Below are 20030 nucleotides of genomic sequence, written 5' to 3'. Positions count from 1 at the left end.
TTTTATGCAAACTAGTAACACAAAAAAAATGGTGGGAATAGCTATGTTAGCCGCTTTTGCAACCATTTTGATTTCATTTGGTTTTCCAATAATTCCAGGAGTTACTTTTCTAAAAGTAGATTTTAGTGATATTCCTGTTTTGGTTGGTATGTTTTTATACGGTCCAGTTGGAGGGATAATGATCGCGTTTATTCGTTCATTGCTTCACTACATCCAAACGGGCGGTGATGCAGGATATCCGATTGGGGATACTGCAAGTTTTATCGCTTCGGTCGCTTATACGTTACCGATTTATTTGATCATGAAGTCTAAAATTCATGATACGAAAAATATTATCTTTGCAAATGTGATTGGAACTGCATCATTGACAATTATTCTATCATTTGTAAATTATTTCTTATTACTTCCTTTATACTTAAAAGTATTAAACTTTAGTGTAGGATCTATTAGTGATTATTTATTAATGGGTGTTATACCCTTTAATATAGTAAAAGGGGCAATAGTAAGCACAGTATTTATCTTACTCTTTGCAAAATTAAAAACTTGGTTATTCCGTAATCAAATGACAAAAGTTAGTTTTAAATAAAAAAAGAAACCGTAGAAATTGCGGTTTCTTTTTTTTTTTTTTGAAATATTGGCTGAATGATTTTTAGTATAAGTAGGTAAGTGTGCTCTATCATAGTTGATGACGTATTCATACTATTTGTCAAATAATCCAGCTATTTAACCTTTTCGTTATTAATATTTTTTTAAAATTAGAAAAGAATACCCTAAAAATAGTTATTTTTGGTATATTAGATTTAACAATATATATGTTTTACAATCAATTTTTTAAATGCAATCAGAATGTGGGTGGATATCTTGGAACAATCGCTATATATTCAGTATTTCTGTCTCTCATTATATTCTAAAAAGCATCCTGTTAAACCTTCAACGCTTTACCATATTTTAGTTGGAAAAAGAACAGCCTCGATTTTGTTTAAGGCTCATTCTTATCATGCGATAAACTTTTTTTCAATTTTCCCATATTTACAGCGTGAACAGTACGATGAAATGATGCAGCTTTTTATTAGCAAAGGATGGATAAAAGCAAAAAAAGCAGATGAGGATTTTTACCTTTGTGAGAAAGGAAAGAAAGAAATAGAAAGTTATTTTTCAAAACATTTTTACCCAACTCGTTTAAATCAATTAACTCAAGGGAAGGCTACCAAGGAATTTTGGAAAAAAATAATATTTTTGACCCAAGTTCTTTCGGAGTTACGGTATAAAAATAATCACTATTTACCAATTGAAAAAGAGTTTAAAACACAGCTTTGGGTAAAAAAATGGTTAAAAAGAAATCAATTAGAAAAACAAGAGCTTGCTATTTCTTATGGAAAAGAATGGATCCAAGTATTAAAAGAAATGGATACGATCGATGCCGAAATGATCGTATCACAATTAACAGGACATGAAAAAATTGGTAAAACAAGTACTCAATTAGCAGCCAAATATGGTATTGAGCCAATTGAAATAGCCTTTTTACTTCAAAATGCCATTATTCAGTTGATGGAAAAAGTTGCTGAAAATAAAGAAAAATACCCATTTTTTTATCTCGTTTATCAAGAATGTGTAGGGGATCGTTTCAGCAGTCTTAGTCAAAGTACTAAAATAACGGCCCATTATTTGGAAAAAGGACTTTCTGTTGAAAAAATTGCTGTGCAAAGGAAATTAAAGCTGAACACGATTTCAGAACACATTATTGAATTGGCTATTATTTTTCCAGATTTTAAGGTATCTAGTTTTATGCCTCAGGATGAGTATGAACGATTGAATGGACTATTTAATAGTCATGAAGAAATAACGTATGAGGAATTAACAAGCAGAATGCCATCTGCCCCCTTCTATTGGTACCGCTTAATTCAGGTTGAAAGGAGTCGTGTCCGTGGATAATAGAGAGCTCATAAAAAAAAATTTAGAGAACTATTTTGGCTATACCTCTTTTAGGGACGGGCAAGAAGAAGTGATTTTATCAGCTTTAGATGGTAATCATACATTGGTTATGCTGCCAACAGGGATGGGGAAATCCCTTTGTTATCAACTGACCGGATATTGTTTAGATGGTCTTGTGGTGATCGTTTCTCCCTTATTATCTTTGATGCAAGACCAAGTTGAACAATTAAAGTTGACCGGTGAAAAAAGAGTTGCTGCTATTAACAGCTTAATGGATGCACGTGAAAAAGAATGGGTGCTAAACCATTTATCTGATTATAAATTTATTTTTCTCTCACCAGAGATGCTCCAACAGGAATATGTCATGTCTTATCTTAAAAAAGTTTCCATTAGTCTTTTTACAATTGATGAAGCTCATTGCATTTCTCAGTGGGGATTAGATTTCAGACCTGATTATTCAGACTTAGGTATCATTCGTCAGCAACTAAACTTTCCTTTAACAATGGCTTTAACAGCTACAGCTACAGAACGGGTCAGAGAAGAAATTTTAACGTCTCTGCAGATAGATCATGAAAAAACAAAGCAAGTTATTTATTCCGTCGATCGGTCAAATATTGCTTTTTCTACTTTGATTTGTGATCATGATAAAAAACAACAATTAATAAATCAAATTCAAAAATTAAAGAAGCCGGGAATTATTTATTTTTCTAGTAAGAAGATAGCTGAAGAAGTTGCTGGATTGATTCGAAATAAAACGGCTATGGCCGCTGAAAGTTATCATTCAGATATAGCAGCGGAAGATAAAATTAAAATACAACAGCAATTTATTCATGATGAGATCGATATCATTTGCGCGACAAGTGCTTTTGGAATGGGAATAAATAAAAGTAATATTCGATTTGTGATCCATTTTCATTTGCCAGGCAGTCCAGAGGCTTATTTACAAGAGGTTGGAAGATGTGGTAGAGATGGAGAACCTAGTCTTGCACTTTTATTATACGAACCAGGAGATGGTATGATCCAACTCCGTTTACAAGAATATACTTTACCAACTATTGACATGTTAGAATATAGTTATAAAAAAGGTGAAGTATTAGAAGGCAGTTGCAGCCCTACGCAAAAGCAATTGATAGAAAATTATTTGAAATCTGATTTATCTGTTGAAGCAGCCAAAAATCAAGTGAAGAGCAGAACGATTTATAAACAGCAACAATTATATTACATGGTAGATTATGCTGAAACATCAAGCTGTAAGAGAGCTTTTCTTTTACACTATTTTAATGAAAAAGCAAGTGGAAAACCAACTCTCTGTTGTTCTAACTGCAATATGGAAATCAATGAATGTTATAAGGAAACTGATTTGAAACAAAAAAAAATAGCGGAAAAAGAAAAAAATCCAGAAGAGACCTTAAAGGAATTATTTTTAATTGGAAATTAATAAGACAACTCTATGTAAAAATGATACAATAATAGTGATTTTGGTTTAGGAGGAGTACTAAAAAATGAGTAAAAAAAATTCTAAAAATAACCCTAAAAAAGAAAATGCATGGAACCGTAAATTTGATGATGATGATAATTTTGTAGATGATAAGTTTTCTAGAACGGCAAGAAAAAAAGCTAAAAAAAGTGTGCATCCTGTTATAACCTCATTACTTATTTTTTTAGCATTGATCTTTATCTTACCAACATTGGCGTATTTTTGGTGGTCTAATGAAGATGCCGGAACCAATAAAACGCTTAGCTCTTCTGAAGAAAGAATGATTATTACCGAAAATAGCAGCAGTGAACTGAGCAGTTCAAAAGAATCTGAATCAGAATCAAAAGTAGAATCAGAAGCTTCATCTGAAAGTGATAGCGTCAAAGGGGATTCATCCGAGTCTGAGAGTGAAGCGACAAAAGTAGAAGAACCAGAGTCACAAGTGGCAGAAGAACCAATCATTGAGGAAATAGAAAGTATTGAAGAAGAACCCGAAACTGAACCAGAACCAGAAACAGAAGAAGCAACGAATACTTACACCGTTCAAGCAGGAGATAACTTTTATCGAATCGCGTTGGATCATAATATGACGACTGATGAATTAAAATCTTTAAACGGGGTGTCAGGTGATTCAATCAGTATAGGAACTGTTTTAAAAGTAAAATAGATATCATGTTAAGCCTTATTTCCATAATCAAAACGGAGGCTAGGGTAAACCTAGCCTTTTTAATATGAATAAGAAAGTAGGACGAAAAGTTGGAAAAGACAATAAGAATCGCAATTGACGGTCCGGCATCTGCTGGGAAAAGTACAGTTGCTAAAATAGTGGCAAAGGAATTGGGCTACATTTATTGCGATACTGGAGCGATGTACCGTGCGTTGACGCATCAAGCAATTGAAAAAAATATTGAAGTAACAGATGAAAAACGACTAGTAGAATTATTAAAAGAAATGACGATTTCCTTTGAGGCAAATGGAGATAGTCAAAAAGTATTTGTCAATGGTCAAGAAGTCACAGAAGCGATTCGCTTACCAAATGTAACAAATTTAGTTTCTGCTGTTTCAGCACATGGAGAAGTCAGAAGCGAATTAGTTAAACGCCAACAAGAAATAGCTGCACAGGGCAGAGTCGTTATGGACGGACGAGATATTGGGACGGCTGTATTGCCAACAGCAGAAGTTAAAATATTCCTTATAGCGAGTGTTGATGAACGTGCTCAAAGACGTTATACAGAAAATATGAGTAAAGGTATAACAACTCCATTGGAAGTTTTAAAGCAAGAGATAGCTGATCGGGATTACAAAGATTCTCATCGCGAGGTATCGCCGCTCATCCAAGCTGAAGATGCCATTCTTTTAGATACAACTAGTTTATCTATTGAACAAGTTGTTGAAAAAATTAGAGAAATGATTCATATTAAGCTTTCAAAATAGCGTTCTTTTTATTTTCTAAATCGTTTTTGTGGCAATATTTTTAAATATTGGTTAAAATATAAGGAGAAAGAATTTTATTGGCTAGTTATAGGAGGGCAAACATATGACGGAAAATGAAAAAAACCATGAAGTTGACGAACAAGAATCAATGATGGAAGCAATGGATAATGTTCAAGAAATTAATATTGGTGATACTGTCAGAGGTGAAATTTTAACTATTCAAGATAATAAACAAGCTATAGTCGGTATTATCGGTGGTGGGGTTGAAGGGGTCATTCCTAACAATGAATTATCAGCTGCACCATTTGAAAACGTTACAGATATTGTAAATGTTGGAGATATCGTTGACTTGGTAGTAATCAAAGAAATCAAAGAAAAAGAAAATGGCAGCTTTTTACTTTCTAAGCGTCGTGTTGATGCTAAGAAGGTTTGGGAAAAAATCCAGACGGAGTTTGATGAAGGATCAATTATTGAAGCGCCAGTTACAGAAGTAGTAAAAGGTGGTTTGGTGGTAGATGTCGGCGTTAGAGGATTTGTGCCTGCTTCTATGGTGGATGTCCATTTTGTAGAAGATTTTTCTAGTTACAAAGGACAAACCTTAAAATTTAAAATTGTTGAAATCGAACCAAGTGAAAACCGCTTGATCCTTTCTCATAAAGCGGTTGTTGAAGCTGAAAATGAAGAAAAGAAAAAAGATTTGTTGAGTCATTTGGTTGAAGGCGAAATTGTAAAAGGGGAAATTGCTCGTTTAACAAATTTCGGAGCATTTATTGACCTTGGTGGCATAGATGGACTTGTTCACATTTCGCAGATTGCGTATGAACATGTTAAAGATCCTGCAGATGTATTAACTGTTGGGAAAGAGATCGATGTTAAAGTTCTTTCTGTAAATGAAGAAGAAGGGCGTATTTCGCTCTCTATCAAAGATACACTACCTGGACCATGGGATGGTATTGAAGAACGTGCTGCAGTAGGTTCTGTTTTAAATGGCTTAGTTAAGCGTTTAACAAGCTTTGGAGCTTTTGTTGAAGTATTCCCAGGTGTTGAAGGACTCGTTCACATTTCGCAAATTTCACACAATCACATCGCAACACCGCATGAGATTTTAAGTGAAGGTGATGAAATTAAAGTGAAAGTCTTAGAAGTAAATCCAACAGATCAACGTCTGTCTTTAAGTATTAAAGCACTAGAAGAAAAGCCCAACCATTCGAAAGAAAAGCAAGAAGAAACGAACTACGATATGCCTGAAGAAGATACCGGGTTTACGTTAGGCGATATTCTTGGCGATCAACTATCTGATATCACAACAGATGAAGACAAGTAATTACGAATTTTAAAAAAGGGCATGCGAGCAATTTTTGTTCTCGTGTCCTTTTTTATGTGTTATTTAATAAAAATAAATCAAATAAATAAGGTATTTATGAGATTTTGCCTTATTCCTTAAGCAAAAGCTTGCATGTTTTAAGGTATTTCTATAAACTGACAAGAGAATAAAAAAAAGGAGGCAAAAACAATGGCAAAACCAGTTGTAGCCATCGTTGGTCGCCCTAACGTAGGAAAATCAACTATTTTTAATCGTATTGTTGGAGAACGTATCTCAATTGTAGAAGATGTATCAGGGGTAACTCGTGATCGTATTTATGCGCCAGCAGAATGGTTAGGGAAAGAATTTAATGTGATTGATACAGGCGGGATCGACTTAGGTGACGAACCATTTTTGGAACAAATAAAACATCAAGCTGAAATAGCTATGGATGAAGCAGATGTGATTATTTTTATCACAAGCGTAAAGGAACACATAACTGATGCGGATGAGAATGTAGCAAGAATTCTTCACCGTACAAAAAAACCAGTTTTGTTAGCAATAAATAAAGTAGATAATCCTGAAATGCGTAATGATATTTTTGACTTTTACGCTTTAGGATTAGGGGAACCTTTCCCAATTTCAGGAAGTCATGGTCTAGGAATTGGAGATCTATTAGATGCAGCTATTAGCCATTTTCCAGATGAATCAGAAGAAGAATATGATGATTCTGTTATAAAATTCAGTTTGATCGGCAGACCGAATGTTGGAAAATCATCTATTATAAATGCCATGTTGGGAGAAGACCGAGTAATCGTTTCAGCAATCCCTGGGACAACTCGTGACGCTATTGATACTAAGTTTATGGGTGAAGACGGTACTGAGTTTGTTATGATCGATACTGCTGGAATGCGAAAAAAAGGTAAAGTCTATGAAAACACTGAAAAATATAGTGTTTTAAGAGCTCTTAGAGCAATTGAGCGTTCAGATGTTGTCTTGTGTGTGTTGAATGCTGAAGAAGGTATCAGAGAGCAAGATAAGAAGGTTGCCGGGTACGCTCACGAAGCTGGAAAAGGGATCATCATTGTTGTAAATAAATGGGATACTCTTGATAAAGACAACCACACAATGAAAAAATTTGAAGAGCAAATTAGAAGCGAATTTTTATATTTGAGCTATGCACCAATTATTTTTGTATCAGCTTTAACGAAACAACGCCTAAATAAGCTCCCTGAGATCATTGAGCGAGTAAGTATGAATCAAAATCTACGCATTCAATCTGCTACTTTGAATGAAGTCATATTAGATGCAGTAGCTATGAACCCGACACCGACAGATAAAGGGAAAAGATTGCGTATTTATTATGCTACTCAAGTGGCAGTTAAGCCGCCAACTTTTGTTGTATTTGTAAATGAACCAGAAATGATGCATTTCTCTTATGCTCGTTTCTTAGAAAATCGTATTCGTGATGCCTTTACTTTTGAAGGAACACCTATTCATCTTATTATAAGAAGAAGAAAATAAGAGTGAAGAGTTATTAATAAACGGAGCATTTTAACATAACTCTTAAGGGGTTTCAAATAATTTTTTGAATATTTGAAAAATGCTTAAAAATATCGCTTAATGCATTGAAAATCATTGCAGTATCAGTATTTGTATGATATCTTTTTAAAAGAAATGTCATTTAGAACTACTAATTTTACATTTCGCAATAATTCATTTTTGGGCCACTCAAAAATGTCTAAATGATGTTTATTTGCTTATAAATAATGCATCAATTCTTCTTTCCGAGGGAGGTGAAATACACATGGCTAACAAAGCAGAATTAATCGAAAATGTTGCAACTTCAACAGGTCTTACTAAAAAAGATGCAACTTCAGCAGTAGATGCTGTTTTTGAATCAATTCAAACTTCATTAAGTGAAGGAGAAAAAGTTCAAATTATTGGTTTTGGTAACTTTGAAGTGCGCGATCGTGCTGCACGTAAAGGTCGTAACCCTCAAACAGGGGAAGAAATCCAAATTGCTGCAAGCAAAGTGCCTGCATTCAAACCAGGTAAAGCTCTTAAAGACGCAGTTAAATAAATCACAAATAAAAAAGAGCCAGTGCTTTGCACTAGCTCTTTTTTATTTGGATCGTAAACAAGCTGCTGTGGGTTTTAATCCTCTTAATGTATGGTAAAATGAAGCAAGTAGAAGATTATTAAATGAAAGAGGTTTTTGACATGTCATACGGACAAATGATGATTGATTCACTTAAAGAAAATCAATTAGATGAAGCGATGAATTATTTTGAAAAAGCTATAACTCAAGATACAGATGAAGAGCTCTATATTTTGGCTGATTCTCTATACCAACTCGGCTTTTTAAATGAAATAAAAAAAATAAATTTACACTTACTTGAAAAGTATCCTGAAGATGATGAATTGAGAGTAGGTCTGGCAGAAATAGCTATTGAAGCGAACGAATTAGAAACAGCGATGGATTGGTTAATAGAAGTTTCAGAAGAAAGTCCTGTTTATCCTCAATCTTTGCTTGTTTTAGCTGATTTGTATCAAGTTCAGGGTCTTTATGAAGTGAGTGAGCAAAAGCTTCTCAAAGCGAAGGAAATCGTACCTGATGAGAAGGTCATTGATTTTGCATTAGCAGAATTACATTTTTCAATGGGAAAATATGCTCAAGCGATTCATGGATACGAAGAATTGATGGCCCAAGGTCTTGCTGAATTTTCTGGAATCAATCTTGCAGCTCGTTGCGGTAGTTCTTATAGTTCTCTAGGTGATCTAGAACAAGCTATTTTATATCTAGAACAAAGTTTAGAAGAAAAGGAAAATATCGATGTATTATTTCAATTAGGATTTTCCTATTTGCAAGACAAACAATACCGTCGTTCAATCGAAACGTTGAATACACTAAAAGAATTAGATCCGAGTTATACAACTTTATATCCCTATTTAGCTAAAGGATTAGAAGAAGAAAATGAACTAGATAAGGCTTTAGAAGCTATTAAAGAAGGTTTGAGAGTCGACCAATACAATTATGAACTGTTTTATTATGGAGCTGATATAGCAATTAAATTAGAGAATGAGACGTTGGCAGAAAATTATTATTTAAATGCTATTCAACTTGCCCCGGAAAATTCAAGTATCCAGTTGGCCTACACTAACTTATTGTTGCAGCAAGAACGTTATGATGAAACAGTCGAGCTGATTCAAAAAATTCTGATCCAAAATGAAGTCGATCCTCAATTCTATTGGAATTTAGCTTTAGCAAATGAAGGATTGGAAGAATATCCTGCAGCAGGAACGGCTTATCAAAAAGCTTATCCAGCTCTTCGAGGAAATAAAGATTTCTTGAAATCGTATATCTATTTTCTACGAGAAGAAGGAGAGCGTATAGTTATCAAAGACGCAATAACTGATTATTTACTTCTGGAACCAGCAGATGCAGAAATATTAGAAATGCTAGAAGAAATTAATAGCAACTATTAATTTATTAAGTTATAATGAGAGAAAGGGTAAGACAAGGAGGTTTTTACATGAGCATCCAAATTTCTTTAGAAGCTAAAAAGATTTTTCTTAGCTGGTTTTTAGATAGACATCAATTGAAAAGAAGAGAATCTATGTGGATCCTAAACTACCTATTAAATCATGACATTGTATTAAATAAAGTCCATTTTGTTGAAGCTGCAGAAAAAACTCCAAGAGGTATGATGATGTCTACAACGGGGATGAGTAACGAACCTTTTCTATTTTATAAAAATGGGACAGTGTTTAGTGATCCGGAACAGGCTTTCCATGAAGTTAGATTAAATTGGCAAGAAGAGATGTATATTGAGTTGATTTTTTCAAATCCTTGGAAATCTGCCGAATATCTTACCGTATTAGAAGACAACCCTTATTTTAAATGGAATGAAACGATTAGCGAGAAACTCATTGAGGAAGTTGAACTAGCACTTGAAACTTTGTCATTAACTGAACGCAAACAGAACACATTACATCAAATCGATTTATCTTTAGAAGAAGAAGACCGAGAAAAATTTATTCAATTATCTAATCAATTAAAAAAAATTGAAGATGACTTAAAAAATGAACAAAAAAAGCCAAACCATTGATTTACACCCCAAAATTCAGAAGAATAATCGGTCTTTTGGGGTGTATTTTATATCAAAGGGTGGCTTTTTTTTTGAAAAGAGGTTGTTTAGGTTTAGGATCAAATGAAAATCCTTCACCTAAAACTTCGTGTACCGTCAAAAGAGAAAGAAAAGCCTTTGGATCCGTTTCGTGAATGATTCGTTTAGCTGTTACTATTTCATGACTGCCCAAGACACAATACAAAACTTTTTTTTCTTCTTTTGAATAAGCACCTTCGGCTTTAAAGAAAGTTACTCCTCGTTCCATCTCAAGCATAATATTTTCAGCTATCGTATCATTTTTATCTGAGATAATTAATAATCCTCTTGCGGCATAAGAACCATCTTGCATAAAGTCAACGATCTTAGAAAATACATAAGAAGCAAGCAACGTATACATCATATGAGGCAGGTCTATATAAGTAAGAGATAAGGTTAGAATGAAAACATCAAAGACCAGTAATGTTTTGCCCATCGAAATACCTTTTTTCTTTTCAAGAATTCGAGCAAGAATATCGCTCCCACCAGTTGTTCCACCAGAACGATAGATCATACCACTGCCTACTCCACCACACAAACCAGCTAATATTCCAGCTATGAAAAGATCATTATCGATATTGATTGCAATAGACGTTCTTTGCCAAATGTATAGAAAGAAAGATAACATGGTCGTTCCGTATATTGTATAGATCAATGAACGATTGCCTAATAATTTCCATCCAATCAAAATAGTTGGGATATTTAATAATAATGTAGAAAGTGCTGGGTCAATTTGAAACCAATACCTTAATAGAAGTGAAATCCCGGTCATACCACCTTCAGCTAATTCATTTGCAATGTTGATATACACTAATCCAAATGCATAAAGTGCACAGCCAATTGTTATAATAAATAAATCTTTTATTGCTATCTTTTCGTTTATCATACCGTCACTCCAGACTTTATTTACTTTATAAAGAATACATTTTTTTTTTTAAACAAGCAACAGGTCTTGCAACCTTCTCACTTTTTGGTAGACTTAGAGGGTAAGATACCGGTTAAATGAAGAGGTGGATAGTCATTTAGCCTAGGCGATCAATAAGGTAAAATAAAATAAAATTTAATTAGCGGTTGAGAAACCGATTGAGAGGAAATAATAAAATGATCAATATCGTAGTTGCAGGTTTTAAAGGTAAAATGGGTTTAACAGCCACAAAGATGGTAATAAAGAATGAAAAATTTACATTAGTGGGGGTATTTGACCCTCATTCTGTTGAAAAAAACTTAAATGAGATAAGTGAGTTTTCGAATACAGATGTACGTGTTTTTCAAGATAAAGAAGACTTGGTAAAAGAAGTTCAGGCAGATGTATGGATCGATTTCACTATTCCTGCAGTTGCTTTTCAAAATACTTATTTTGCTTTAGAACATGGGATTCGACCAGTGGTTGGCACAACTGGTTTTACAGAAAGTGAAGTAAAGGAAGTTCAGAAATTAGCACAAGAAAAAAAACTTGGTGGCTTGATTGCGCCTAATTTTGCAATCGGAGCTGTCTTAATGATGGAGTTTGCTGCTAAAGCATCTAAGTATTTTCCCGATGTTGAAATAACTGAAATGCACCATGATAACAAATTAGATGCGCCAAGCGGAACGGCAATAAAAACGGCTGAAATGATCTTTGCAGAACGTGGATATCATGCTCAAGGCAATCCAGAAGAAAAAGAAACAATCAAAGGGGCTCGTGGAGCAGATTACGAAGGCATGAAAATTCATAGTGTACGCTTACCTGGTCTGGTTGCTCATCAACAAGTTCAGTTTGGGAGTGTCGGTGAAGGTCTGTTGATTCGCCATGATTCATTTGATCGGTCTTCCTTTATGACGGGTGTTGCTTTGGGCTGTGAAAAGGTAATGTCATTAAATGAAATAGCCTATGGATTGGAAAATCTTTTATGATTTTTTTAGACCATCAGTTTAGACAAGCCTTACCGATTATTGATAAAATAAAAGAAGCAGGATTTGAAGCTTATTTTGTAGGTGGAAGTGTCCGTGATACGTTATTAAAAAAGACGATCAATGATGTGGATATTGCTACTAGTGCAAAACCAGATGAAATCAAGCTCATATTTCAAAAAACGATTGATGTAGGAATTGAACATGGGACTGTAATGGTTTTATGGAAAGATGAGTCCTATGAAATTACTACTTTTAGAACGGAATCAACGTATCAGGATTTTAGACGCCCGGATAACGTTGAGTTCGTCCGCTCATTAAAGGAAGACCTGAAACGTCGTGATTTTACCATTAATGCATTGGCAATGGATAGAGATGGTAAAATTATTGATTATTTTGATGGTCAGAATGATTTAGAAAATAAAATAATCAAAGCTGTTGGTATCCCGGAGGAACGTTTTTTTGAGGATGCATTGCGTATGATGCGTGGGGTACGTTTTGTTAGTCAGTTAGATTTTGATATGGATAGCAAAACAGAACTAGCCATCCAAAAAAATCATTCATTACTTGAAAAAATAGCTGTTGAGCGAATTCAAGTTGAGTTTATAAAGCTTTTATTAGGTAGCGGGAGAAAAAAAGCATTAGCATTATTTATTCAAACTAATTTATTTCGTTATTGCCCAGGACTGAAGCTTCATAAAAAAGAGTTAGAAGAATTGGCTAAACTAGACTGTGTGATCGATAATCGAATCATTGCTTGGACGTTGTTGATCCATTATCTAAATATACCAACGGAAGAAGCAGAATTATTTTTAAGAGAGTGGAAATGCTCAAAAAAAGAAATCAATTTAGTGAAATCAGCTCTATTTGCATTAAGACATCGTCTGAAAAATAACTTCAATCGCCAAGTCCTCTATCAGGTTGGACTACAAATAGCTTTGGATGTTGAGACCATGATGGAATGTCTAGGACGTCCAGTTGATTTTGATTCTATTCACTCGATATATGAAGAATTACCAATTTACAGCAAAAAAGAAATAAAGATAAACGGCAATGATTTAAAAGAAGTACTAAACAGAAAACCTGGCAAATGGCTAGGGGATTTGATGATCGAAATAGAGATGGCTATTTTAGTAGGAGATATACTTAATGAGAAACAAGCTATTTTTGATTGGGTTTCGCTCTATTACGAAGAAAAAGATTGAAAAATTGTTGCGGCGGTTAAAATAAGTAATAAAAAGGTTTACTAACTAAAAATAAGTTGTTATACTTAAAAAGTAAGTTATTTTTAAGGAGGAATTTTAAATTATGGAAAATCAATACACAAAATTATTAGAAGAACGCCGTTCAATTTATTCTTTAGGAAAGAATGTTTCTTTATCTGAAGATAAAATCGTTGGATTAGTAGCAAAAGCTGTTAAAGAAAGCCCATCATCATTTAATTCACAAACATCACGTGCAGTAATATTATTTGGAGCTGCTCATAATAAACTTTGGGATATTACTGAAGAAGCTTTACTTAAAGCAATTCCAGAAGGACAAGATCTAACTCCAACTAAAGAAAAATTAAATAGTTTCCGTGCTGCATTTGGAACAATTTTATTTTTTGAAGATACTAGTATTGTTAAAGCTTTACAAGAACAATTCGCGTTGTATGCAGATAACTTCCCTGTTTGGTCTGAACAATCTACTGGGATCGCACAACACTCTGTATGGACAGCATTAGCTATTGAAAATATTGGAGCAAGTTTGCAACATTACAACCCACTAATCGATAGTGCTGTTCAAAAAGAATGGAACCTTTCTGCAGACTGGAAATTAACTGGACAAATGCCTATTGGTTCTATTGAATCACAAGCTGGTGAAAAAGAATACATGGATGATGATACAAGAATTCTTGTATTTAAATAATATTAACCAACTAAAATCGAGCAATAACTAAATAAATAAAGGAATAGAAAAAATGGTGAATTTTCTATTCCTTTATTTATTTATCAGATTGTTAAAAAAATCACAAATTATAAACTTAATTATTTACATTCATTTATTTTATGGTAAAATGAATTTATCGAAAGAATCACAAACTTTTCGTTTAAGAAAAGTAAAAGGGGAGAATGTATAATGAAGAAAGAAGTTATGGCATTAAAAATAATGTTTAAAAATGGTGAAACTTGGACAATCAATAAAGGTTTTATAGGCGATTTATGGATCAAACAAATCTCAAAAAGTTTTGGACGAATTGGCGATAGTGATTTCCAAGAAATCTTCCCGTGTGAGTCTCTAAAAGTAGAAATTTTTCCAGAAGCAGATAAAACAAATTCAAGTGACATCAATCTTGGTGGTTTAGAAACAGGCATGTTTGAACGTGCAGTAAAAAATCCAGATATTGAAAAAATGGATATTTTATATAAAGACAGTGAAAAAACAAATTCTACAGATGTTATTGCTAAAGAGACTGTTTATTTCCCTTATGAAGCAATAGATTCTGATCGAATCGATAATGCTTATCAAAGTTCATTTATTTCTAAAGAAAATAAATTGTATATTGTGATTGATAAAAATAAAACAGCAGAAGAGATTTATAAAGAAAAACTTTAAGATTTTCTAATAGATATCAAACTCAAGAAAAATTGGAATCTATCTAATTTTTCTTGAGTTTTTTTGTTTTTTTTTAAGCTTCATAGTATGATGGTAAAGAGAATATTATGTCTAAAGAATTAGGTGAAGAGAGTGAAACATAAAGATACATACGCTGTGGTCGATATTGAAACGACGGGCGGTAACGTGGCCAGCGGAGATCGTATGATCCAATTTGGATGCGTGTTGATAGAAGACGATCAAATCGTTCATCGTTTTGCTACAAATATAAACCCTTTGATCAGTATCCCAAAGCAAATAGAGCATTTAACGGGTCTTTCAAATAAATCTGTAGCACTTGCGCCGTATTTTGAAGATATTGCAGCAACAATTTATAATTTATTAGATGGGTGCATTATAATTGCACACAACATCCAGTTTGATTATGTATTTCTTTCAGGTGAACTGCAAAGATGCGGGATGCCGCCATTGAAAAACAAAGGCATAGATACGGTTGAACTAGCACAAGTTCTATTGCCTACTGAATCTAGTTACCGACTAAATGATTTAGTCAGCAAATTTAATATTGAACACACTAATCCACATCAAGCAGATAGTGATGCAGCTGTTACAGCTGAACTTTTTCTTGTATTAAAACAGAAGTTAAAAGAATTGCCGTTAGTTACTGTAGAAAAAATGGTTGAACTATCAGAAAATCTTACAATGGAAACGACTTATTTTTTCAAAACGACTTTAACTGAAATGAAAAATAGACCTATACCGCTTTCTAAATTGCTTATGATAAAAAATGGGTTAGCTGTAAAAGTAAAACAACCGATCTTTGAGCAAAAAAATTACCGCGAGGATGCTCGTTATCCAGCGAATTTAGATCATAAAGAACAATTGTTTCAAACAAAACTGACAATCCGAAATCAACAAATAAAAATGATGGATGCTGTCTATGATTATTTTAGCAGCAATGAACCGAATCATTTTGCGATCGAAGCAGCAACAGGAGTTGGGAAAACATTAGGGTATTTACTGCCCTTAGCTTATATCGCAACAGTAGAAGATCCAGTAGTCATCAGCACATATACTACATTGCTGCAAAAACAATTATTAGATAAAGACATGGTTCAATTAAACACGATTTTGCCTTTCACAGTACAGGCTGCTATTTTGAAAAGTAAAAATCATTATATCCACTTAACTAAGTTTGAAGAAGCATTAAAGGATCCTGCAGACCAAAAAGTAGAAGTGATCTATAAAATGAAACTTTTAACTTGGTTGACTGAAACTGAAACAGGAGATTTAGATGAATTAAATTTAACTAATTATAACCATTTATTTTGGAATAAAATCAGGCATCGCGGTTGGTTGACTAAACCTGAAGAAGATCAATGGTATGACGAAGATTTTTATTTACATGCGCAACATAAAATCAAACATGCTAGTGTGATCATTACCAATCATTCTTTTTTATGCCATGATTTAAACCGTAAAGAAAAAGAATTACCAAGGATCGGAAAATTGATCGTTGATGAGGCACAACATTTGCCGGATGTAGCAATGGAAGCCTCAAGTGAAGTTTTTGGGTATTACCGGATGCAGCAGGTAATCAAACTGATTGGTCATGCTTCGGATGAAAAAAGCTTTTTAGGAAGAATCACTCAGTTAAGCCAACAGCTTTCTAAAATAGAACCTTCTCATATTGAAAATATGGAAATGAATCTTTTTTCTTTAGAAGATGAATTGACGGATTTCATTTATCAATTGCTGATCTATTGCAAAAATACAGCTGGTAGTGAGCTTTATCAACAAGAGCAGTTGGATATTCAATTTAATAGGGAAACGCAGTGGAACTTAACATTAAGGAAGTCTTCAAAAAAAGTTCTCGCATTGATGAATGAGATCAGCTATCTAGGATTTGAATTGGTTAACCAAGGATTAGATGAAAACCATCAGTTAACGCAACGAGAGCGTTATCTATTAGAAGATTTTTTTGATATGATCAAAATCTTTGAAGGCCAGAAAGATATTTTTTATGCTGTTTTTCAAGAAAATGAAGATAATGAAGTAACTTGGTTTTCATATAAAGAAAAAAGTCCTAAAAATAGCTTTATGATCAAGCGCTCAAAAGTAAATAGCAGTAAGTTTATAAAAGAAAATCTATTAGATAAAACAGCGTTGATTTTATATACAGGGGCTACATTAGAAATTAACGGTTCGTTTAGCTATTTTGAGACACAATTAGGGGAAGAAAATTTAAAGCAATTAATCATTGAATCGCCTTATGATTATAAAAAACAAGCAAGACTTTGGGTTCCTAAAGAACTGAGGCCAATCAAAGACCTATCAAGGAAAGACTATGTTCATATGATTGTTGAACAAGTAGAAAATATTATTAAAAATTCAGTAGAAAATACGATGGTTTTGTTTAATTCTTATGAGATACTTCAAGAAGTGTATTTTGCATTGCAACAAAAACCTTCAGCTTCTGGCCGAGAATTGTTGGCACAAGGATTTTCAGGAAGCCGTGAACGGATCCTAAAACGCTTTTTCAGATCTACAGGAGGCATTCTGCTAGGGGCAGACAGTTTTTGGGAGGGTGTCGACCTACCAGGGAAATCACTGAGTATTATTGTCATAACTCGTTTGCCATTTGAATCTCCAGATAGGCCATTTGTAAAAGTAAAACACCGTTACTTGGAACAGAAGCATTTAAATCCTTTTACAATCGACTCATTGCCAAAAGCTACCTTACGCTTAAAGCAAGGTTTCGGAAGGCTCATTCGTTCTGAGAATGATAAAGGTATAATGATCGTATTAGACAATCGACTGATCCAAACGAGTTACGGAAAACAAATTATAAGGTCACTTCCAAAAGGTTTGCCAATCGAAGAAGTAACTACAGAAAATATAGGTAAAAAATTGAAAAATTTTCTAAATGCAGCAGAGAAATAATACAACTGAAAAAAAATTATAATGAAAATTTTAGAAAAAAGAATGATTTTCTGTTATAATGAGCTATTGAAAGTAACAATAAAAAGGTCGCTAAAACAATAAATTATAAGTAGGGATACTCATGAAAAAAGGAATACTTATCACTTTAGCAGTTGTCATGTCTGTTGTGCTTGTATGTTCAATTACTCTTTTAACAATTAGCCAAAAGCCAATAAAAAAAGCCGAAAAAGAAACGATCATCATTGCGAAAGAGGCTGCGGGACTAGTAACAGTATCAGATTTTTACTGGTATAATCGTGATAAAACTTATTTTTCAGTTGTCGGAGCGAATAAAGACGATGAAGAAATTATGGTAATTGTTACTAAAGACGGTGGAGCTACAACTATTCTGAATCAGGATGAATTCATTACAGAACAACAAGCCAAAGAGTTGACGAGAGAAGCTAAAGGGTCTGTCGATATTCTTGAAGCTCGTATTGGTCTTGAAGGAGATATTCCTATCTGGGAGGTATCCTATAAAGAAGAGAATGGACGACTTGGTTATTATGTTTTGACCGCTAAATCAGGTGAATGGGTGAGTGATATCGAGAATATTTAAAGATTCTTGAAAAAGAATGATATATAGTCCTTTTTTCTTGTATAATAATTAGGGCAGTAAATAATGAGTGAACCATCAAAATTTATTTAAAGGAGTTTTAAACTGTGAATCATATTACAATTGTAGAATCCAAAAATCATGTTGGAGAAGAAGTAGAAATTGGAGCGTGGGTAGCTAATAAACGTTCAAGCGGAAAAATTGCATTTTTACAATTACGAGATGGCTCTGGATTTTTTCAAGGGATCGTTGTAAAAAGCGAAGTTGAGGAAGAAGTATTTCAATTAGCTAAATCATTAAATCAAGAAACGTCTATTCTTTTAACTGGTGTTATTCAAGAAGACAGCCGTTCAAAATTTGGTTATGAAATAGTTGTGAAAGCAATTAAAGTTATTGGAGAAAGTCATGATTATCCGATCACTCCAAAAGAACATGGAACAGAATTTTTAATGGATCATCGTCATTTGTGGTTGCGTTCTTCTAAACAACATGCCATTATGCATATTCGTAATGAACTTATTCTTGCTACTTATAATTTTTTCAATGAAGAAGGCTTCATTAAAGTTGATCCACCAATCTTAACAGCTAATGCTGCAGAAGATTCGACAGAATTATTTCATACACAATATTTTGATCAAGAGGCTTTTCTCTCACAAAGTGGTCAATTATATATGGAAGCAGCAGCAATGGCATTTGGAAAAGTCTTTTCTTTTGGCCCAACTTTTAGAGCCGAAAAATCAAAGACCCGTCGTCATTTAATTGAATTTTGGATGATTGAACCAGAAATGGCTTTCATGGATCACGAACAAAGTTTAGAAGTACAAGAAAAGTACGTAGCCTATATCATTCAAAGTGTCCTTGATAACTGTAGTGATGCTCTAGATGCATTAGAACGTGACAAAGAAGTACTAAAAAAATATACTGAATTGCCTTATCCTAGGATCTCATATGATGATGCTGTTAATTTATTGAATGAAAATGGATTTGATGACATCACTTGGGGAGATGATTTTGGTTCGCCCCATGAAACCTTTATTGCAACTCAATATGATAAACCAGTCTTTATCTTAAATTACCCTAAAGCAATAAAACCTTTTTATATGAAACCACATCCAGATCGTGATGATGTTGTACTGTGTGCGGATCTAATCGCTCCTGAAGGATATGGAGAAGTTATTGGCGGAAGCGAACGTGAAGTTGATTTTGAGGCTTTAACACAAAGAATTAAAGACTTCGGCTTAAAAGAAGAAGATTATGCATGGTATATGGATCTACGCAAATATGGTAGTGTGCCACATTCAGGTTTTGGTCTAGGATTAGAACGGGCTGTAACTTGGATTTGCGGGACTGAACATATCCGTGAATCGATTCCATTCCCACGTTTATTAAATCGTATTTATCCATAAAAAAAGTAGTGCAGCAACTTGAGCTTTTCTTAAGTTGCTGTTTTTTTAATCGTATCAGCGTCAGAGAAAAAATGCTTTTATTATGGTTGTATGATAGTTGGTGGTTGATTTATTAAAGCAATTTATAATTTTTTTAGAGGAACAGGAGTTGTTTATGACTTGGAAATCTGAAGGTTTAAAAACTTCAGACGATCTGTTCGACATCAATAAGCAGACTCGTCGATTCCAAAATGATTTTTAGGTTGCTACACCAACACGATTTATCAAATAACCTGTACTTAAA

General features: G+C 33.7%; 18 protein-coding genes. 17 read left to right on the top strand and 1 reads right to left on the bottom strand.

Going from position 1 to position 20030, the window contains the following annotated elements:
• The first annotated feature begins 4 nt into the window (after window positions 1-4).
• The 10 genes from J7E16_RS02805 to J7E16_RS02760 all read left to right on the top strand — a co-directional run bounded on the left by J7E16_RS02805 (window position 5) and on the right by J7E16_RS02760 (window position 10258).
• A complete protein-coding gene (locus tag J7E16_RS02805; RefSeq protein WP_214888425.1) occupies window positions 5-586 on the top strand; it encodes an ECF transporter S component in 582 nt (193 codons plus the stop codon).
• Between the two features lie 275 nt (window positions 587-861).
• Window positions 862-1932: a YpbB family protein gene (locus J7E16_RS02800; RefSeq protein ID WP_214888423.1), complete on the top strand. Its 1071-nt coding sequence runs from the start codon at window positions 862-864 to the stop codon at window positions 1930-1932.
• Window positions 1925-3370: a RecQ family ATP-dependent DNA helicase gene (locus J7E16_RS02795; protein ID WP_214888420.1), complete on the top strand. Its 1446-nt coding sequence runs from the start codon at window positions 1925-1927 to the stop codon at window positions 3368-3370. Before J7E16_RS02800 ends, J7E16_RS02795 begins: the two co-directional genes overlap by 8 nt.
• A gap of 64 nt (window positions 3371-3434) precedes the next feature.
• Window positions 3435-4076, top strand: a complete 642-nt coding sequence (locus J7E16_RS02790; protein ID WP_214888417.1) for a LysM peptidoglycan-binding domain-containing protein — start codon at window positions 3435-3437, stop codon at window positions 4074-4076.
• An 89-nt stretch (window positions 4077-4165) separates the two neighbouring features.
• Window positions 4166-4843, top strand: coding sequence for a (d)CMP kinase (gene cmk / locus J7E16_RS02785; protein ID WP_214888414.1), 678 nt, complete (start codon window positions 4166-4168; stop codon window positions 4841-4843).
• A gap of 103 nt (window positions 4844-4946) precedes the next feature.
• Complete coding sequence (gene rpsA, locus J7E16_RS02780; protein ID WP_214888412.1) at window positions 4947-6167, top strand: 30S ribosomal protein S1; 1221 nt, start codon at window positions 4947-4949, stop codon at window positions 6165-6167.
• Window positions 6168-6356: 189 nt separating this feature from the next.
• Window positions 6357-7670 (top strand): ribosome biogenesis GTPase Der, encoded by a 1314-nt coding sequence (gene der, locus J7E16_RS02775; RefSeq protein ID WP_034548536.1) that lies wholly within the window; start codon window positions 6357-6359, stop codon window positions 7668-7670.
• Window positions 7671-7953: 283 nt separating this feature from the next.
• Entirely contained in the window at window positions 7954-8229 is a 276-nt protein-coding gene (gene hbs / locus J7E16_RS02770; protein ID WP_013710665.1) for a non-specific DNA-binding protein Hbs, read from the top strand.
• Between the two features lie 140 nt (window positions 8230-8369).
• Window positions 8370-9635, top strand: coding sequence for a tetratricopeptide repeat protein (locus J7E16_RS02765; RefSeq protein ID WP_214888410.1), 1266 nt, complete (start codon window positions 8370-8372; stop codon window positions 9633-9635).
• A 47-nt stretch (window positions 9636-9682) separates the two neighbouring features.
• On the top strand, window positions 9683-10258 hold the full coding sequence (locus J7E16_RS02760) for a ReoY family proteolytic degradation factor (protein WP_034548539.1): 576 nt from the start codon (window positions 9683-9685) through the stop codon (window positions 10256-10258).
• Window positions 10259-10310: 52 nt separating this feature from the next.
• On the opposite strand, the gene J7E16_RS02755 is transcribed toward J7E16_RS02760, so the two are convergent.
• Window positions 10311-11201, bottom strand: a complete 891-nt coding sequence (locus J7E16_RS02755) for a YitT family protein (RefSeq protein WP_214888407.1) — start codon at window positions 11199-11201, stop codon at window positions 10311-10313.
• A 215-nt stretch (window positions 11202-11416) separates the two neighbouring features.
• Here J7E16_RS02755 and dapB point away from each other — a divergent pair, with 215 nt between their 5' ends.
• The 7 genes from dapB to asnS all read left to right on the top strand — a co-directional run bounded on the left by dapB (window position 11417) and on the right by asnS (window position 19747).
• On the top strand, window positions 11417-12208 hold the full coding sequence (dapB, locus tag J7E16_RS02750) for a 4-hydroxy-tetrahydrodipicolinate reductase (protein WP_214888405.1): 792 nt from the start codon (window positions 11417-11419) through the stop codon (window positions 12206-12208).
• Complete coding sequence (locus tag J7E16_RS02745) at window positions 12205-13410, top strand: CCA tRNA nucleotidyltransferase (RefSeq protein ID WP_214888403.1); 1206 nt, start codon at window positions 12205-12207, stop codon at window positions 13408-13410. Before dapB ends, J7E16_RS02745 begins: the two co-directional genes overlap by 4 nt.
• A gap of 103 nt (window positions 13411-13513) precedes the next feature.
• The gene (locus J7E16_RS02740) at window positions 13514-14116 is read left to right on the top strand and encodes a nitroreductase family protein (RefSeq protein ID WP_214888400.1); all 603 of its coding nucleotides are present in this window, start codon (window positions 13514-13516) and stop codon (window positions 14114-14116) included.
• A gap of 210 nt (window positions 14117-14326) precedes the next feature.
• Window positions 14327-14803, top strand: a complete 477-nt coding sequence (locus J7E16_RS02735; RefSeq protein WP_034548547.1) for a hypothetical protein — start codon at window positions 14327-14329, stop codon at window positions 14801-14803.
• Between the two features lie 132 nt (window positions 14804-14935).
• On the top strand, window positions 14936-17746 hold the full coding sequence (gene dinG / locus J7E16_RS02730) for an ATP-dependent DNA helicase DinG (RefSeq protein WP_214888397.1): 2811 nt from the start codon (window positions 14936-14938) through the stop codon (window positions 17744-17746).
• Window positions 17747-17867: 121 nt separating this feature from the next.
• The gene (locus J7E16_RS02725) at window positions 17868-18344 is read left to right on the top strand and encodes a cell wall elongation regulator TseB-like domain-containing protein (RefSeq protein WP_214888394.1); all 477 of its coding nucleotides are present in this window, start codon (window positions 17868-17870) and stop codon (window positions 18342-18344) included.
• 104 nt (window positions 18345-18448) lie between these two features.
• Window positions 18449-19747, top strand: coding sequence for an asparagine--tRNA ligase (gene asnS, locus J7E16_RS02720; protein ID WP_214888391.1), 1299 nt, complete (start codon window positions 18449-18451; stop codon window positions 19745-19747).
• Window positions 19748-20030: the final 283 nt, after the last annotated feature.

The organism is Carnobacterium sp. ISL-102 (assembly GCF_018612935.1).
Classification (GTDB): Bacteria; Bacillota; Bacilli; order Lactobacillales; family Carnobacteriaceae; genus Carnobacterium_B; species Carnobacterium_B alterfunditum.
Note: the sequence above shows the minus strand (reverse complement) of the source record. Positions and strands in the feature narration are given on the sequence as shown.

Bases quoted from the DNA above. Each gene is read 5' to 3' on its own strand.
- J7E16_RS02805 (WP_214888425.1), top strand. From the start codon at position 5: ATGCAAACTAGTAACACAAAAAAAATGGTGGGAATAGCTATGTTAGCC.
- J7E16_RS02790 (WP_214888417.1), top strand. From the start codon at position 3,435: ATGAGTAAAAAAAATTCTAAAAATAACCCTAAAAAAGAAAATGCATGG.
- rpsA (WP_214888412.1), top strand. From the start codon at position 4,947: ATGACGGAAAATGAAAAAAACCATGAAGTTGACGAACAAGAATCAATG.
- der (WP_034548536.1), top strand. From the start codon at position 6,357: ATGGCAAAACCAGTTGTAGCCATCGTTGGTCGCCCTAACGTAGGAAAA.
- hbs (WP_013710665.1), top strand. From the start codon at position 7,954: ATGGCTAACAAAGCAGAATTAATCGAAAATGTTGCAACTTCAACAGGT.
- J7E16_RS02765 (WP_214888410.1), top strand. From the start codon at position 8,370: ATGTCATACGGACAAATGATGATTGATTCACTTAAAGAAAATCAATTA.
- J7E16_RS02760 (WP_034548539.1), top strand. From the start codon at position 9,683: ATGAGCATCCAAATTTCTTTAGAAGCTAAAAAGATTTTTCTTAGCTGG.
- J7E16_RS02755 (WP_214888407.1), bottom strand. From the start codon at position 11,201: ATGATAAACGAAAAGATAGCAATAAAAGATTTATTTATTATAACAATT.
- dapB (WP_214888405.1), top strand. From the start codon at position 11,417: ATGATCAATATCGTAGTTGCAGGTTTTAAAGGTAAAATGGGTTTAACA.
- J7E16_RS02745 (WP_214888403.1), top strand. From the start codon at position 12,205: ATGATTTTTTTAGACCATCAGTTTAGACAAGCCTTACCGATTATTGAT.
- J7E16_RS02740 (WP_214888400.1), top strand. From the start codon at position 13,514: ATGGAAAATCAATACACAAAATTATTAGAAGAACGCCGTTCAATTTAT.
- J7E16_RS02735 (WP_034548547.1), top strand. From the start codon at position 14,327: ATGAAGAAAGAAGTTATGGCATTAAAAATAATGTTTAAAAATGGTGAA.
- J7E16_RS02725 (WP_214888394.1), top strand. From the start codon at position 17,868: ATGAAAAAAGGAATACTTATCACTTTAGCAGTTGTCATGTCTGTTGTG.